This window comes from Bradyrhizobium sp. LTSP885, assembly GCF_000938305.1.
GTDB lineage: Bacteria > Pseudomonadota > Alphaproteobacteria > Rhizobiales > Xanthobacteraceae > Bradyrhizobium.
Map to the genome: position 1 here is coordinate 215,386 of NZ_JYMT01000004.1, position 16,788 is coordinate 232,173.

Below are 16,788 nucleotides of genomic sequence, written 5' to 3' on the forward strand. Positions count from 1 at the left end.
TTGCGATCATCGAACGGAGACGCTTTTCGCTTGTAGCTACTGTGCGTCTCCGTTTCCAAGTCGAATACTTTGTACACCTAGTTCAGGTACTTCAGCGCTAGAAGCGTACTCGCAGCCCCAACACCAATCCCGATCAGCAAGCCAAAGAACACACCAGCGTCCCAGGCACGCTGCTCATCATCCATACGTTCTCTCCTGACGTTCGTGCGTCCGCTCTTGGCATGCCTCGCAGCGACCGTCGTCGTCCATAGTGTCGCAGTGGACAACTTCTTCGCAGGCGATGCATTCGATCTCAACGTCTGGCTCGATATCCATCAGTGCGCCGCCCGCTTCTCGACGTACTTCAGTGCACGATGGATGCCCGTCGTCACTTCGTACTTAACCTCGATGTCGTCCCAGAGCATGTTCGGGCTGGACGTTCGTCCCTGCTCCATAAGACGGATGAAGCCGCCACCGACGCCCGCGTACAGTTCGCTGTTGCGTTCGTAGAGCTTTGCCTGCCTGTAGACTCCGGTCTTGGAATTGCGGATCACGGTCTGCTTGTCGTCGATAGCGCTAAAGAGCATTGAAACCTTCCTCCGGTTGTCGCACTCGCAATGGCCATGGATATTTCGTTTGCAGTTTGATGAACTGCTTCAGGGACGCTTCGTGTCCCCAGTCCGTACGAAGCAGAGTGATCTGCTTGTCCTTGTAGTCAGCGCGGAAGTCGTCAGTTACGCTGATGCCGTTCAGGTCGATACCTGCTTTACAGATGCCGAGATTGAACCTCGACGTAACGTCCTCGACGCTTATCGTGCTCGCCTCATGCAGACCGATCAGGTTGATCGTCCGCGTCGGTAGGCCGAAGTCGTGATAGTCGAGTAGCTCGAACTCTTGCTGTCGCTTGATGCTCTGATGGACGTACTGCTCGTCCTTCTCGTCAAGGTCATCGGCAGAAGCCACGTCGCCCAGATGCGAACAAGCTACTCTGTAGCCGTTCTCCGACACGTACACGTCAACGTCTCGGATGGGCTGGCTCATGATCGTATCGCGAGCGTAGCCCCCGCAGATGACTGCGGGGACACCATGTACGCTCAGCCACTTCAGCAGCGCCTGCGCCGCTTCAATGCGCTGCTTCATCAGCAGGGAAAGATACCGAGAACCGTGCACGCCTCTTGCTTGGCAGGCGTCGGCGCTGGCCTGTGCTTCACCGGCTTGGGCTTAGGCTTTGCCTTCACGACAGGCGCGGCCTTCGGACCGGTCTTCGTCACCGTGTACGGCTGCTCAGCAACCGCAGGCACAGGAGCAGGCTTCTTGCTACACGCAGCAGGAAGCCACGACAGCACAATGAGCGCTGCCGCAACAAACCATTTCGTCATTCTGTTCCTTGTTCTGTAGGACCGCTTATGAACCAGTCTTCGATCTCGTACTCGGGCCACTCGACATCTTCGCAGTCTTCCGGCAGCAGTCGTCTGCTACGTCGAATGCGTACTCGGATACGTGTGCGTCGTCGTGGCCTTAGCGGCCGAAGCAACGGCCCTTCTTCCCGCACTCTTGGATGTCATCGCACTTACCGCATGTTGCGAACTTCGGCGGATGGCAGCAAACTCCGAAGTTGGAGCACGTGTACCGCTCACCGCACCCTTCGCACGGCTTGAACTCCTGTTCTGCTTTGAGCCATTGCGCAGTCAATGCGGTATCAGCGAAGCTCTGCTCGACGGCCTTACCGATGGTCGATACTTCCGTCGCAGTGACCGCCTTCGCCGCTTCACGCTCGCGCTGCATCTCCTTCAGCGCGCTCACTACTTGCTCAGCGTTGTGCAGAAGATCGCACGTCGCCTTACTGTGTCGCGTGTTGTCGATCAGGTTGCCATTCAGTTCGGCGTCCAGCAGGATCGCGCAGCACGCCATGACAGCGCCGAGGTTGTGCACGTTGGTATCGCGAGCGAAGTTCTCGCCGTACTTGTACAAGCCTGTGTGTCGCTGGATCGCGCCGATGTACGTCAGCTTCTCAACAGGAGCTTCGTTCCAGTTCTCGAAGCCGTACTTCAAGTCGCCGTCCATGTGAGCAAGCGACTGATGGATCATGCCAGCGAGTGGCAGCAGATGCAGCGGCGGCTTCTTGTCGCCCATGAGCTTCTTGGGGTTCGGCGCGTTCACAGCGCAGCCTCGTAGAAGAAGTTCACACCGACTGCCCGTCCCGTGAAGTGCTCAGCGTTCGCACCCTTGCTGTGCTCCCATCCGATCAGGCCGTACATTCCTTCGGCCTCGTCGCAAATCCACGCAAGCTCCTGACGCAGACAGTTGCGATACGCTCCGTTGTGATGCTTTGTCGCTTCCTCGTCGCTGATGTTCTTGTAGGTGTCCGGCTCGATCTCTGCCGGGTTGTAGACGAAGTGTCCCTTGGCTCGTAGCTCTCGCGCCTTCGCATGGAAGGCATCAAAGTTATGACCGAGATAACCCGCCATAGGTCCGAAGATGTAAATCCTCATGCTGCCTCGTGGTGTGCGCCCAAGACAGCCATCCATTCGGACGACTTCTTCGGCGGCTTGTCTACGTACACGTCCCAGTGCGCTGTCTGTCCGTGCTTCTCGTGCACTGACCAGAGAGGCTGCGTAGGACGTTCGGGCTTCGCATTGAGTGCGTTCTTCACGTACTCGCAATAGCCCTTTGGTGAACCGGCTCCCGTTGAGTTCGGAAGCCATAGCTTCTGATGGTAATGACCATGCAGCATCATATCGAACGGCGTACCCTGCGAGGAGTACGCACCGGACTTCTTCACCTCGCCGCGTCGGATCGGGCCGATGGCACCAATGATGCCGTCACCACCACCTACGCCGAGCATGTCTCCGTGCAGTAGCAAGTACCGAATGTTGAACACGCGGTACAGAACTTCATTTGACGGGCGAACATCGAATTGGACGCGAGGGTCACTCGCGAAATGACGAATGAGCATCTGATAGATGAGCCAGTCATAATTCTTCCGATAGTATCTCTTGAACTCGGGTCGGTGCGTAGTTCGACCGTGGTTCCCCGGGACACATGGCACGTAAACGCGCCCGTACTTATCGGCAAAGCGCGCAATGCCTCCTGCAATCCACTCGAACGCTTTGATCGAAGCCGGTATAGCTTCCAACTCGTCGGTAGCCACGAGTTCTGGATGTAGTCCGCCACTGACCATATCTCCCGTCAGGTTGATAACCATGCCCGGATAGTTGTTGGTATGGTTCTCTGTGAGCAGCTTCTCCGTGACTGAGAACAAACGCTCGATGCGCTCTCGCGCAATCGTCATGTTGTACTCGTTCGCTCCGTTGACTTCGGCCTTCGTAACGACCTCGCCAAGATGCCAATCACTCCACATAGTCACAGGGACTTCGGGAGTGGCCTTGTGCCGTTCTCTCTTCTCAGCCTTGCGTACCCATGCAGGGATCGCCTTCGGAGTGTTGACGATACCGCCGAGAACATCGCTGATGATGTCGTTCGAGTTACCGTCACGCAGAGCCTTGCGTAAGTCCTTGGTCAGGCGGTTCACCTGATCCTGTAGTGCGACGATACGCTTCGCCTCGTCCGTGCTTACTGGGCGCACGGGTTTCTTCTTTGCAGTCACTATGCTCCTACTGGAATGTCTTTGTAGCGTGCCCGTAGACCGTCGAAGATGACTTCGGCGCGCGGATCGCTGGCACCGTCCGGTCGTCTCAACTTGTTCTTGGGCAAACTGATGAAGCGTGAACCGACAAGCCCCGGATCATTCGAGGCGCCGATCATGAGTTGGAAGTCGCAGGCACCTTGCTTGCCTGTCTTGCTATCCTTCAGCATACCGAGCGTCGGGAATTGTAACCCGTCACCATCGTTGCTGATCTGGCTGGTAGCGAGGCCGATGCAGTCGTACTTGACGCTGCGCTCTCGTCCCCACTGGTACATCTGCTCAAGCATCAAGTCCGTGCGAGCAGCGTCACCGAAGCCCCTGATGTTGTCGATCATGTCGTAGATGATGACGCCAGGGTTATTCTCTTCTAGGATCGCTTCTACCTGTCCTGTAGCGAAGCTGTGAATGTCGAAGATGCGTATCTTATCGAGACGCCCTCCTATCGCTTCGCGGTACTTGCCGACCAAGACACCTTGCGAATGCAATTCCTTCATCTCGATCATCGACAGGTTAAGTGCCGACTGGTACAGGCGAGGCTTGATGCGCTTGCCCGGCCCTTCGTTGTTCAACCAGATGATGTTTCGATCTGGCGGTAGCTGCGAGGCCATGTTCGTGATCTCGCTGGATATGAACGATGTCTTACCCTTGTCCGGTCGTCCGGCGATGATGCCGAAGTCTCCCGGCCGCAGCTTGCGCATTGAGCCGTTCAGACAATCGAGACGCCAAGCGATGCCTGTGTCGTCGAACTCGTCCTGCAACAAGTCACCGATTGGAATGTCGATGTAGCTGGTAGCGCGTCGGCCGGTACGCTGCCTGAACTCGTCCATTGTTTGGTTCACTGCATCGTAGGCGTCGGCTAGGTCGCCCTGCTGGAACGTGTCTGCAAGGTTCGCCAGCTTCGTCATCAGTTCAAGCTCTGACAACTCGTCCAGAATGTTCTTGCGCTGATCGTCGTCAGGCTCAGCGATGCAGTTCAACAGCATTGCCTTATAGCCGTTGAACTTCTCGTCGCTCATCTTCGGATGCCACGCTTTGAAGCGAGGCAGAAACGTGGTCATATCCACGGCGTCATGCGTAGGAAACTTATCGAAATACTTTCCGAAGTCTTCGATGATCGCTACGGCCTGAGCGTCGATGTTCGAGGCCGGTATCATGTCCTTCAGCTTGTTGTAGTCCGATCTCCTGCGCATGAGCCGCAGAAGAATTACGTCGATGATAACAGGCTCCTTATCTCCCGATTGCTGTAACGCTTCGGGTCTTGTTCGGTTCGGATGGCGATGGTCTTGTAACCCTGTAGCGCAAGTCTGCGCAGGAGCTTATGCGCCGCTGTCTTCCCTGCTCGATCAGGGTCCAGCCAAACGGCAATCGTCCTGCATCCTTCTGTGCTTGCCAGTTGATGCTCATTCGCGCTTGTGCCCATAAGGGCCACACATCGACGAACGAGACGGCCCACACGAACTGCCGACAGTATGTCTTCCGTGATAACCAAATCCGGTCCACTACCTTCAGGCCAATCATCCGTGGCAGGCAGTGCAGTAGAACTGTCAGCGGTAAAAACCGCATGGGCAGGAGATCTTGTTCGTTCGATGTACTTGGGCTTCGCACCTATCGTACTCCGTGCCGTGAAGCCGACAAGCGTTCTGCGTTCACCCGAATAGACAGGAAGTACAACTCGCTTGAGCGATGGACTGAAGCCGAAGCCATAATGCTTAGCCAGCGCTGCGCTGATGCCAGCACGATATAACCATATCGCCTCATTGGGCGGTATCTCCGTTGTGAAGTCGTTGGGCAGTCTCACGTTCGCCTCTTGCAACAAGGCGAACTCTTCTCGTCGTCGGCGCAGTTGATCTATGCTGAAGTCACCGTGAGCAACGAAGCCGCGTGGTCCGCACCTAAAGCAGTAGGCTCGGTATCCACGTTCCTCGTTGCTCACCATCAATGACTTGTCGTGTGCACAGCACTCGATCCGTATGCGCCGCCCGGCTGATAGCGTCTTGGCCGTAGCAAGCCATACTGGATCGTCTGGCATTAGCCGCGTTCGGAGCGCGCCAACTCGTCGAGGCTGATCGTGTCGGGCTGATCCATCACGTCCTCACCGGACGGAATGTCATCGACAATGAGTAGGTCCGAGTGTCGTCCGAGAACTTTGCTGGCCGTCTCCTGACGCTTCGCATGCATCAGCATGTTGAAGTAGCTCATGTAGTCTCCGTTCATGTTAGCGTCGCAATGCGCTTGCAATGGCTTTGATGCCGATAACACCTGCCGTCAGTCCGAAGAACGACAGCAGGATAGAGCCTTCCCACTCATCGAATGGGACGGGGTACTTGTTGATCTTCCAGCCGAGCTTGAAGACTGTATCGAGGGTCACTGCGACCAGATGCGACGTGAAGCATCCACCGATGATGAACGTCAGTAGACGCATTTCCCAGAAGCCTGACGTAGCGTTCCGGTTGCTGGTCATTGCATCAAGCTGAGCCTTAGCCCATGCGGCTTGAATGCGCTCGCTCTCTACGGCGCTGTCCTTGTGCTTGTTGTAGAGATCGACAAGCATTCCGAACCCGCCGCCAGTGATCCAGCTAAACGCCAGCTTCCACATTCGGCCCTGCTTGGTACTTCTCGTAGAAGTGCCATCCGACAACACCGACGACGACAGCCACCGTAGCGACCACGCCAATCGTCGTTCCGTAGTTCTGGAACATGTCGATGACAGGCCGGATCAAGTCCAGCGTGCTTGTCGTGTCGTTCAGTGCTTCGTTCGCACCGGCACCAACGCCGGTAGTCGCACCAACGCCAATGAGCACCTTGTTCTTGGTGCTCATGGGTGACTTGTGGTTCGCGTTGATCTCTACCGCGAGAACAGGATCAAGCTCACACAGAGCCTTCAGCACAGTAAGCGTACCGATCTGCGGATCATCGAACTTCGGATCGAACTTGTGATCCGCAACGAACTTTCCGAGCTGTTCGTGGTTCGAGGCAGCCCAGAGGTACGAGGAGTTCACGCCACGAGACACGTTACCGAGTCCGTTGTAGCGCTCGCTCTCGTATCCGAACCGTGCCGGGCACCATGTAATGCCCCGCAGGTTCTTCAGGTTGAGAGCGTCGATAGCCGCCTCTACCCAGGTCTTGAACGGTCCTCGTCCTGACGGAACGAGCTTCGTCTTGCGCCGCGTCCCGATGATCTTCTCACCGTTATGCAGAACGCCTGCGAAGTTGCAGCTACTCTCCCGCATGTGCAGAGCGCCGATGAAGTACCACGGCACACCCGTAGCGGCCTCGACAGCTTGGTATTGCTTCTTGCCTGCAATGATCTTGCGAGCGAAGCTGTCTGCGTTGGTACGATCAGCACCACCTTTGATGCTGATCGTATCCCACATCTTAGCGTACCCTTTGTTGGTACGCTCATAAGTCCAGTTCAATTCTGCTCCTTCAGTACACGTCAGCCAGCAGAACAACGTCTGCGCCGCTCGTGATGCATGTCTTGATGAACCGATCCAAATTGACCGGGTAATCTCCGAACTTGTCTGCGTACGCCTCTTGCGTAACGACAAGCGCATGGAGAATGTCGATCCAATGCTTTGTCTGTGATGACCACGGGGCAGTTGCCAGCACGTCAGCCACCATCAGTTGAAATTCGTTACCCACACCGGACATGGCACGGTACGTCAGCCAGCCCTCGAACTCGTAGTATGTCCCCCAGTTATCAAACACCGTGCACTCTTCCGTCTCGTCCTCAGAGAGAACAGGAATGCATCCTGAGCGCTTGAAGTGCCCACGCGCATCGTCGATGTCGTCAACGATATGAAGCGCAGGGATAGTGCCACTCTCGTAGAGAGAGCCGATGAACTCAGCGAAGGCGCTGTCGATGACGGTAACGGTAGCTATGTCGTTGAACGTGCCGTGCATTGGTTCTCTCTTCTGTGTCGCGGTTCATGGTGTTACGCATTTACTGTTCCTCGTTAATTGAAGACGCCATTGAAAAAGGGCGGCCATTGCTGACCGCCCTCTCACTACTGAAGTATGCTTTTTGTTGTTGTAGTAGACCCTGTTACTTCTTCGGGCGGTCGTCCGTCCGATAGACGATCATGCCAGTGAGCTTGCCGTCCTCCGACACGGTACGCGACACGAAATACTTGTCGCCGCTCTTGTTCGCTTGCGTGGTTGCGCTCTGCACGGATCGCCGGAGCTTATCCGGATCGACGCCGGGCTGAAGCTTGACCACGAAGTTCGCGATCTTCGGCTTGCCCTTGTTCGGACCTTCGGTCCACGTCGCGGGCGCAGGAAGCTGGTCGAACTTGTACTTCGATCCTTCCGTCTTGCGCTTCGCAGTCGGTACGAAGTCCGAGAAACCGAACTCGATCTCGCCGACCTCGACTTCATCACGCCCGGCCTCGTCGGCTTCCGTAGCTTCGACTTGGCCAGAGCCAGCGTCCGTACGGAGGGTTGCAGTGGCGGGCTTCGGTGCAGTGTCGGTCAGGCCCAGGTCGGCCAACGGGTCTTCGGTAGCAGTCGTCACGTTTCGCTGATCCTTACGCTTAGCCACAGGCTTCGCGGGAGTAGTCTTCCTTGCTGCCACTTCTTTGGGGTCTCCCATGACTAGTGTTGATGTCTGTAGGCTGAATACCGACAGAGAGCATACGCTCTGCACATGACTTAGTACAGTCATCTGCACAACGTATCCAAATCGGATATCCAAATAGGGAGGGAATGGACCGCCAGAAGCAGTCCCCGGATATTCCCCGGATTGGGGTGCAAAACCATACCGCTTTGTGCCACAGGTATGGTCCCGAGTTCCCGCCAAGATTGGCTAAGCCCTTGAAATCACAGAGACTGATCCCGCTCATCGTGGCCACCGCCCTGTTCATGGAAAACATGGATTCCACGGTGATCGCGACCTCGCTGCCGGCGATCGCCGCCGACATCGGCACCAGCCCGCTGACGCTGAAGCTTGCGATCACCTCCTATTTGCTGTCGCTCGCGGTGTTCATCCCGGCGAGCGGCTGGACCGCGGACCGCTTCGGCGCGCGCATCGTGTTCGCCGGCGCCGTTGCCGTGTTCATGTTGGGCTCGATCGGCTGCGCGCTGTCGACCTCGGTGACGGATTTCGTGTTCGCCCGCATCTTGCAGGGCCTCGGCGGGGCGATGATGACACCGGTCGGGCGGCTGGTGCTGCTACGCTCGGTCGACAAGAGCGCGCTGGTCAACGCGATGGCCTGGGTGACGGTCCCGGCACTCATAGGACCGGTGATCGGGCCGCCGCTCGGCGGCTTCATCACCACCTATTTCTCCTGGCACTGGATCTTCCTGATCAACATCCCGATCGGGCTGCTCGGCATCTTCCTGGCGCTCAAATATATCGACCCGATCAAGAGCGAAGACCCCGAGCGCTTCGATCTCACCGGGCTGGTGCTGGCCGGCATTGGACTGGCCGGTATCGCCTTCGGGCTTTCGGTCGCCGGGCTCAACCTGCTGCCGTGGCCGATCGTCGCCGCTTTGGTCGGCGTCGGCACCGTCTCGATGACGCTTTACGTGTTCCATGCGCGGCGCACCGGTTCGCCGGTGCTGGATTTCGCCCTGCTGCGGCTGCCGACGATGCGCGCGGCAATCATCGGCGGCTTCATGTTCCGGCTCGGAATCGGCGCGCTGCCGTTCCTGCTGCCGCTGTTGATGCAGGTCGGCTTCGGGCTTTCGCCATTCCAGTCCGGCCTCGTGACCTTCGCCTCCGCCGTCGGCGCCATGGGCATGAAGACGCTGGCAGCGCGCATCATCCGCACTTTCGGCTTCCGCAACATGATGACCGTCAACGCGGTGGTCTCCGCGTTCTTCCTTGCCGCCTGCGCCCTGTTCACAGTGACGACGCCGCTGCTGCTGATCTTCATCATCCTGGTGGTCGGCGGCTTCTTCCGCTCGCTGGAATTCACTGCGATCAACACGGTCGCCTATGCCGAGATCGAGGCGGCGCAGATGAGCCGCGCCACCACGCTGGTCAGCGTCAACCAGCAGCTTGCGGTGTCCGCCGGCGTTGCGGTCGGTGCGTTCTGTGTTGAAACCACGCTGGCGCTGCACCACCAGACCGAGCTTTCGGCCGGCGTGTTCGCGCCGGCCTTCATCGTGGTCTCGCTGATCTCGGCGGCGTCGGCCTGGTCGTTCTGGCAGATGCCCGTCGATGCCGGCAACGAAATCTCCGGCCGCAAGGCGATCGAGATGTCGAGCCGCAAGGGCGCCGCGAAAGGCGCCGCTTCCGCCGCCGTCAAGCACGCGACGGAGGATACGCAGGACGCGCGGGATCAGCGGCTGGGCTGAGCGTCAGTGTTTTGAAAGTGACCGAGTCCACGGCGACGCTCGGTGGACCGAAGATGCCTTCGTCTTCGACATCGACATACGCTCTGCGGCGAAGTGGTAACGGCCAGGTCGAGCGTATACGACGATTTGGTCGGAGTTCGTCAAAGGCACGAACTTTGCGAAGTCGACGTCGTTTGGCAGCGGAGAAACCGGTTCCTTGAACTCGTCTTTAGTCACCGCATAGGTGGTTGCATAGGAAGCAGCGAGCTCGTTGAATTTCGCCAAATCCCCACCTCTGAGATAGGACCACCCTTCCAACTCCTTGGCGGACCTCTGCAAGCTGACCTTCTGGGGGGTGCTCGATGGCAGCGCCGTCTCGGCGGTCACTTTGACAAACGCAGAGCTGCGGATTGCTTCCTGGAAGCGCCCCGCATCGTAAGCAGACTGCCCGACATCCGTGATCAATGTCAGTCGCTCTGTAAGGTTCGTACTGCTTGAAGCCGCGACTGCATAGAGCCTAGCCCGCTCGGAAGCATCGAGAGTCGTTGCCGCGACGTGTGCAATATCGTCCGCCTTGTAACCCATGTCAGCCAGCGCCCTTGTATTGATCTCGATGGCAAGCTTGTCATCGCCGCCCGACCATGCTTGAGGGTCGAGCGAGACAGACATCAGCCTGCCAGTCGCTGCCGTTTCCGCAACCAAAAGGGACGCGTATTGATTGTTACTGCGAGCAATCTGGAGATCGGCGCGTTGTGTGGCCTTGACATAGAGATCGTCGAGGAGATGGAGAACCGTCGCACTGTTGATGATCGAAGTATGATCGGCCTGCACCTCGGTGGTCTGTCGCGTCGTACTGACCAGGAAGTTCTGCGCGCTGTAAACAGGGACCGTGCCGTCACCCTGAACTATACTGGATCCGTCGATGCTGTTGGAGACTCCAGAGTGAAGATGGAACCAGCCAAAAGTACGGTCGGTTTTTTCTCGTCCGAACAGATAGACGACGTCTGCCACCGTTGCCGGGTCGAAATCGGCGATCTCGCACAACAGCTGCTCGGCCCGGCTAAGCATAGGCGCCAGATCGTGTTCGTAGTAGCTCGCGCGAACGGCAGGCGCGCCAATGCGGTGCAGCAGGTCATAGCGTCGCCAAGTGTCGACATCGAAGAGATTGAGAGGCTTGTTGTCATCGCCGACAACAGGGACCGATGCCTTGGCCAGGAGCGGCTTCTTCTGATTGCAATACTCGCTGGTCCGGATCGGAAGCAATTCGTATAGGCTCGGGTAAGAAATACCGGCTTGATTGATCGCATCGAGCAGGTAGTTACGCTCAAACCATCCGAGATATTTCCGGAGCCCCGTCAGCTCGTCAAACAGGATATTGTACCCCTCCGCGACCGCCTTGATCGCTTTTGGTGATCCAAGGTGGGGCGTTGCTACAAAAACGATCTGTGTAACATCCGGAGTCTTGCCGTTGGCGCAAGGTTCCTTGGCGTGCCGGGCCGCCCAAATCTTCGTCATCAGGCCGCCCATGCTGTGAGCAATAATGACGATCGGCGACGATTCAGCATGAGCTCGTACGAGACAGATGCGGTCTTTTAGGGCTTTAGCATTATCTCCGTTCGAAACGCGCCAGTCATAGTGGAAGACCGTCACCAGCGCGTCGTCGATGCTATCCACGGCGATCGCATCCGCCTTGGCCCGGATATAGTCCAGCGTGTCCCCATAGATGTCTTTGAAAAACAGGCTGTCAACGACGTCGGTTCTGTAAGTGCGGTCAGGCCTCAGGCTGAGGTCGACGCCGCTTCGGGTGACCGATCCGATCGTTCCCCAAATATCCGAGCATTGACTGCCGTCGGCGTGACACTCCGAAATCTTGGAGCCCAGGATACCCGGTACGAACACTATCCTCGGCGCATTCTTCCGCCTGGCTTGCCGCCGTTCCGAATAAAACTCGTTCTGCGCCGACTGTGGAATGTTTGCGAGGACGGCGGCGTCCGGCGCCTTGCTCGGGACAACGATCTGCGCGTGGCTCGCGGTTGCACCGATCGCCAGAATGCAGACCATGAGCAGTTTCACCAGCGCCATCGGCTCCTCCCCGGCCGCAAACACCCGTCCGATCAACGCTCCCACTACGGCCGCAGGGACTACGCTGAATTGGTGACCCAAGGAATAGCAACTTCACGTTGGTAAGTCACGACCAACTCTGCCGACGTGCACCGGCCGTGCTTGCCGATGCGCCAAGGGCCTCAGACGCGATTGGTTTGGCCCCTAAAGCCCGTCGCCAGCACGTAGCGCTCGGAGGAATCCTGCCGGCTCGCCGACGGTTTGACGTGGCGCACGGCGGCAAAATCGCGCTTCAGCTGCGTCTGCAGCTCGGCATCGGCGCCACTCTGGAACACCTTTGCCAAAAACGTCCCGCCGGGATTGAGCACCTCGCAAGCGAAATGGGCGGCGGTCTCGACCAGGCCGATGATGCGGAGTTGGTCGGTCTTGCGGTGGCCGGTGGTGTTGCCGGCCATGTCGGACATCACGAAATCGGCGCGGCCGCCCATCATCGCAAGCAGCTTCTCCGGCGCATCGTGATCGAGGAAATCGAGCTGCGCGAAGGCGACGCCGGGGATTTCGCCCATCTCCAGCAGATCGATCGCAACCACCTTGCCCTTGCCTTCGACGGCACCGGTGCGCTTGGCCGCGATCTGGCTCCAGCCGCCAGGCGCCGCGCCGAGGTCGACCACGGTCATGCCCGGCTTCAGCAGGCGATATTTGTCATCGATCTCCAGCAGCTTGAAAGCCGCGCGCGAGCGAAAGCCCATCGCCTTGGCCTTGGCGACGTAGGGGTCGTTGAGCTGCCGTTCCAGCCAGAGTTTTGACGACAATTTCCGCTTGCCGCCGCTCTTGACCGTGACGCGCAGCCGCCCGGTGGTATCTTTCGCCATGATGGTTTGCGTCTCGATGTGATCTTCTCCCTCGCCCCGCCCTTGCGGGGAGAGGGTCGGGGTGAGGGACTGCTTCCGCGTAACAAGTGAGAGATGATCTCGCGGAGACTCCCCCTCACCCGGATTTTTCGCTTCGCGTAAAATCCGGCCTCTCCCCGCAAGCGGGGCGAGGCAAGGAGACCTCCTAGCACGCCCGCAGCGCGCCGTCCTCGCGCATCATCTCGACCAGCATGCCCTCGCGCAGGCCGCGATCGGCGACGCGCAGCCGCGGCAGCGGGAATGCAGCCCGGATGGCGTCGAGGATGGCGCAGCCCGCCAGCACCAAATCGGCACGCTCGACGCTGATGCAGCTGCTTTGGACGCGCTCCTCGTAGCTCATGGCGAGCAGCTTCTGGATCGTCGCCGTCACATCGGCATCGTTCATCCAGATGCTGTCGATGCGGCGGCGGTCGTAGCGCGGCAGATTGAGGAACACGCCGGCGAGCGTGGTCACGGTGCCCGAGGTGCCGAGCATGTGCATGTCGCGCAGGTCCGTTCCGTGCTCGGCCGCGAACGGCGCGACATGACGCGCGACTTCATCGACCATGCACGCGTAGAGCTCCCGAGTGACGTTCTTGCCGCCGAAATGCTCGGCCAGCGTGACGACGCCGAGCGGAATCGACATCCACGCCTTGATCCGCGGTGCCCCGTTCGGCACCTCCGGATCACGCTCGATCCGCACCAGTTCGGTCGAGCCGCCGCCGATGTCGAACAGGATGGCGCCGCGCCCCTTCGGATCGAGCAGCGGCGAACAACCGATCACGGCGAGCGTCGCCTCGGTCTCGCGGTCGATCACTTCGAGCTTGATGCCGGTCTCGGCGGCGACGCGGGCGCGGAAACTCTCGGCATTGCCAGCGGCCCGGCAGGCCTCGGTGGCGATCAGCCGCAGCCGGCGCGCCTTGCGATAGCGGATCTTGTCGCTGCAAATGCTGAGCGCTGCGATCGCGCGCTCGATCGCGGCCTCGCTGATGGAACCGGTCGCCGCGATGCCCTCGCCGAGCCGGATGATCCGCGAGAACGAGTCGACCACGCGGAACCCGTCGCCAGCCGGACTGGCGATCAGGAGCCGGCAGTTATTGGTGCCAAGGTCGAGCGCAGCGTAGACGCCCGCCGCCGCGCCTGCCGCAACCAGCCCTGGCGGGGCCACGCCGGCCGCAGGACCGTCGCAAAGCCGCACATCCTCATTCATCAAAACTGTCTTTCCGTGGGGCCTTCAGTCAGCCCGCCGAAGAATGTCCGTTCACGGAAACTTTAGCAGCGCCAAGGTCCTACGCAACAACCGTTCACATTGGGTCCATGCCCAATCGGGCGTTGTCGTTAAGGGAGGCGTGGTTTATCTGGTCAATGCCCGCCGAACCGGCACAAATCCGGGCATTTCAGGTCATTTCCGATGCAAGATCATACGTCGCCCGTTTCGCTCGAAAACGCTATTGCACTGCAAAAATACGGTGTCGGGCAGCCGGTTCGCCGCAAGGAGGACGATACGCTGGTGCGCGGCAAGGGCCGCTACACCGACGATTTCTCGCTGCCGGGGCAAGCTTGGTGCTGGATGGTGCGCTCCTCCCATGCCCACGGGATCATCAAGGGCATCGACACCGCGGCCGCCAGGGCGATGCCCGGCGTGCTCGGCGTCTGGACCGGAACTGATCTGGCCGCGGCCGGCTACAACCCTTTCACCTGCGGGCTGCCGCTCAAAAGCCGCGACGGCTCGTCACTGCTGCAGACCAACCGCCCGGCGCTTGCGACCGACAAGGTGCGCTTTGTCGGCGATCCCGTGGCCTTTGTCGTAGCGGTATCAGCGGCGCAGGCGCGTGATGCGGCCGAGGCCGTCGAACTCGACATCGAACCGCTGCCGGCGGTGACCGACGCTGCCGAGGCCGTCAAGCTCGGCGCGCCGCAGCTCTACGACAACATCCCGAACAATGTCGCGCTCGACTATCACTATGGCGACACGACCAAGATCGAGGCGGCGTTCGCCAGCGCCGCACACGTCACAAAACTCGACATCGTCAACACCCGCGTCGCCGTGGTCTCGATGGAGCCGCGCGTGGCACTCGCCGATTATGACAAAGCAACCGAGCGCTTCACGCTGCAGGTGCCGACCCAGGGCGTATCCGGCAACAAGGCCATCATGGCCAAGCTGCTCAATGTGCCGGCGGACAAGGTTCGCATCCTGACCGCTAATGTCGGCGGCTCCTTCGGCATGAAGAACCTCAACTATCCCGAATACACCTGCATCGCGCATGCGGCTCGGCAATTGGGACGCCCGGTGAAGTGGCTCGACGAGCGTTCGACCAGCTTCCTCTCCGACAGCCAGGGCCGCGCGCAACTGATCCATGCCGAGCTCGCGCTCGATGCCGGCGGCAAGTTCCTCGCGGTGCGGCTATCAGGCTACGGCAATCTCGGCGCCTATATCACTGGCGTCTCGCCGGGCCCGCTGTCGCTCAACACCGGCAAGAACCTCGCCAGCGTCTACCGCACGCCGCTGCTCAGCGTCGACATCAAGACGGTTTTGACCAACACCACGCTGATGGGCGCCTATCGCGGCGCCGGCCGGCCCGAGGCCAACTATTACATGGAGCGGCTGATCGACACCGCCGCCGACGAGATGGGCATCAATCGCCTCACCTTGCGCAAGCGCAACTTCATCAAGCCGTCGCAACTGCCGTTCCCGGCCGCCTCAGGCGTCACCTATGACAGCGGCGATTTCGCCGGCGTGTTCCAGAAAGCGCTGGAGATCTCCGACTACGAGAATTTCGCCAAGCGCAAGAAGGCGAGCAGAAAGAACGGCAGGCTGCGCGGCATCGCGGTCGGTTCCTATCTCGAGGTTACCGCGCCGCCGAGCGGCGAGCTCGGCAAGATCACCTTCGAGCCTGACGGATCGGTGAAGCTCACCACCGGCACGCTCGACTATGGCCAGGGTCACGCCACGCCGTTCGCACAGGTTCTATCAGCGCAGCTTGGCGTCCCCTTCGAGAAGATCACGCTCGAACAGGGCGACAGCGATATCGTCCGTTTCGGCAACGGCACCGGCGGCTCGCGCTCGATCACCGCGACTGGACAGGCGATCGTGGAAGCGTCCGCGCTGGTCGTCGAGAAAGGCAAGAAGGCCGCCGCGCATCTGCTGGAGGCCTCCGAGGCCGACATCGAGTTCGGCGACGGCCGCTTCACGATCGCCGGCACCGACCGTTCGATCGGCATCATGGAGCTCGCCGAACGTGTGCGCGAGGGCAAGATGCCGGAAGGCACACCTGAGACGCTCGACGTCGACCACGCCAGCAAGGAGACCGCATCGACCTTCCCGAACGGCTGTCACGTCGCCGAGGTCGAGATCGATCCTGATACGGGCGTGACGCGGATCGTCCGCTACTTCGCGGTCAACGATTTCGGCACTGTGGTCAATCCGATGATCGTCGCCGGCCAATTGCATGGCGGCGTCGTGCAGGGCATCGGGCAGGCGCTGATGGAGGAAGTGAGCTACGACGAAAGCGGCCAGCCGATCACCGGCTCGTTCATGGACTACGCGCTGCCGCGCGCCGGCGACGTTCCGCCGATGGAAGCCGGCGATCACCCCTCGCCCGCGAAATCCAATCCGCTCGGCACCAAGGGCTGCGGCGAAGCCGGCTGCGCCGGCAGTCTCGTTTGCATCGTCAATGCTGTCGTGGACGCGCTGTCGGACTACGGCATCAAGCACATCAACATGCCGCTGACGCCGGAGCGTGTGTGGCGCGCGATCCAGGATGCGAAGAAGGCGACGGCGGCGTAGGTCTCTCCGCTCCCTCGCCCCGCTCTTGCGGGGAGAGGGCGGGGCGGCTCTATCCGCGAGTCTTGAGCATAGTGAGACCTGTACCCCCTCACCCGGATCGCATCTTCGATGCGATCCGACCTCTCCCCGCAAGCGGGGCGAGGTGA

At 59.7% G+C, this 16,788-nt stretch carries 17 protein-coding genes; 2 read left to right on the forward strand and 15 right to left on the reverse strand.

The window, feature by feature from the left end:
* Positions 1-314: 314 nt before the first annotated feature.
* The 12 genes from UP09_RS03360 to UP09_RS03415 form a co-directional block, all read right to left on the reverse strand.
* Positions 315-566, reverse strand: a complete 252-nt coding sequence (locus UP09_RS03360; protein WP_044536589.1) for a hypothetical protein — start codon at positions 564-566, stop codon at positions 315-317.
* On the reverse strand, positions 556-1,119 hold the full coding sequence (locus UP09_RS03365; RefSeq protein WP_044536590.1) for a hypothetical protein: 564 nt from the start codon (positions 1,117-1,119) through the stop codon (positions 556-558). The genes UP09_RS03360 and UP09_RS03365 overlap by 11 nt, the downstream gene beginning before the upstream one ends.
* A 378-nt stretch (positions 1,120-1,497) precedes the next feature.
* Entirely contained in the window at positions 1,498-2,139 is a 642-nt protein-coding gene (locus UP09_RS36215; RefSeq protein WP_052832941.1) for a dATP/dGTP diphosphohydrolase domain-containing protein, read from the reverse strand.
* Entirely contained in the window at positions 2,136-2,471 is a 336-nt protein-coding gene (locus UP09_RS38020) for a DUF4406 domain-containing protein (RefSeq protein ID WP_044536592.1), read from the reverse strand. Before UP09_RS38020 ends, UP09_RS36215 begins: the two co-directional genes overlap by 4 nt.
* Positions 2,468-3,586, reverse strand: a complete 1,119-nt coding sequence (locus UP09_RS38025) for a hypothetical protein (protein WP_044536593.1) — start codon at positions 3,584-3,586, stop codon at positions 2,468-2,470. Before UP09_RS38025 ends, UP09_RS38020 begins: the two co-directional genes overlap by 4 nt.
* Positions 3,586-4,815, reverse strand: a complete 1,230-nt coding sequence (locus UP09_RS03390; RefSeq protein ID WP_044536594.1) for an AAA family ATPase — start codon at positions 4,813-4,815, stop codon at positions 3,586-3,588. Before UP09_RS03390 ends, UP09_RS38025 begins: the two co-directional genes overlap by 1 nt.
* A 14-nt stretch (positions 4,816-4,829) precedes the next feature.
* The gene (locus UP09_RS38915; protein WP_082069949.1) at positions 4,830-5,654 is read right to left on the reverse strand and encodes a toprim domain-containing protein; all 825 of its coding nucleotides are present in this window, start codon (positions 5,652-5,654) and stop codon (positions 4,830-4,832) included.
* Positions 5,654-5,824: a hypothetical protein gene (locus UP09_RS03395; protein WP_156164427.1), complete on the reverse strand. Its 171-nt coding sequence runs from the start codon at positions 5,822-5,824 to the stop codon at positions 5,654-5,656. The genes UP09_RS38915 and UP09_RS03395 overlap by 1 nt, the downstream gene beginning before the upstream one ends.
* Positions 5,825-5,840: 16 nt before the next feature.
* Positions 5,841-6,221: a hypothetical protein gene (locus UP09_RS03400; protein ID WP_052832942.1), complete on the reverse strand. Its 381-nt coding sequence runs from the start codon at positions 6,219-6,221 to the stop codon at positions 5,841-5,843.
* Positions 6,202-7,041, reverse strand: a complete 840-nt coding sequence (locus UP09_RS03405) for a hypothetical protein (protein WP_156164428.1) — start codon at positions 7,039-7,041, stop codon at positions 6,202-6,204. Before UP09_RS03405 ends, UP09_RS03400 begins: the two co-directional genes overlap by 20 nt.
* 10 nt (positions 7,042-7,051) lie before the next feature.
* Complete coding sequence (locus tag UP09_RS03410; protein WP_044536596.1) at positions 7,052-7,528, reverse strand: hypothetical protein; 477 nt, start codon at positions 7,526-7,528, stop codon at positions 7,052-7,054.
* A 142-nt stretch (positions 7,529-7,670) separates the two neighbouring features.
* The gene (locus tag UP09_RS03415) at positions 7,671-8,138 is read right to left on the reverse strand and encodes a hypothetical protein (RefSeq protein WP_156164429.1); all 468 of its coding nucleotides are present in this window, start codon (positions 8,136-8,138) and stop codon (positions 7,671-7,673) included.
* A 299-nt stretch (positions 8,139-8,437) separates the two neighbouring features.
* Here UP09_RS03415 and UP09_RS03420 point away from each other — a divergent pair, with 299 nt between their 5' ends.
* Positions 8,438-9,925: an MFS transporter gene (locus tag UP09_RS03420; protein WP_197082591.1), complete on the forward strand. Its 1,488-nt coding sequence runs from the start codon at positions 8,438-8,440 to the stop codon at positions 9,923-9,925.
* A 3-nt stretch (positions 9,926-9,928) separates the two neighbouring features.
* Here the strand turns inward: UP09_RS03420 and UP09_RS03425 are convergent, their stop codons facing one another.
* The 3 genes from UP09_RS03425 to UP09_RS03435 all read right to left on the reverse strand — a co-directional run bounded on the left by UP09_RS03425 (position 9,929) and on the right by UP09_RS03435 (position 14,065).
* A complete protein-coding gene (locus tag UP09_RS03425; protein ID WP_156164430.1) occupies positions 9,929-11,986 on the reverse strand; it encodes a lipase family alpha/beta hydrolase in 2,058 nt (685 codons plus the stop codon).
* 161 nt (positions 11,987-12,147) lie between these two features.
* Positions 12,148-12,837 (reverse strand): RlmE family RNA methyltransferase, encoded by a 690-nt coding sequence (locus UP09_RS03430; protein ID WP_044536599.1) that lies wholly within the window; start codon positions 12,835-12,837, stop codon positions 12,148-12,150.
* A gap of 184 nt (positions 12,838-13,021) precedes the next feature.
* Positions 13,022-14,065, reverse strand: a complete 1,044-nt coding sequence (locus tag UP09_RS03435) for a Ppx/GppA phosphatase family protein (protein ID WP_082069950.1) — start codon at positions 14,063-14,065, stop codon at positions 13,022-13,024.
* Between the two features lie 201 nt (positions 14,066-14,266).
* Between UP09_RS03435 and UP09_RS03440 the strand changes: the two genes are divergently transcribed.
* Entirely contained in the window at positions 14,267-16,642 is a 2,376-nt protein-coding gene (locus UP09_RS03440) for a xanthine dehydrogenase family protein molybdopterin-binding subunit (RefSeq protein WP_044536600.1), read from the forward strand.
* Positions 16,643-16,788: the final 146 nt, after the last annotated feature.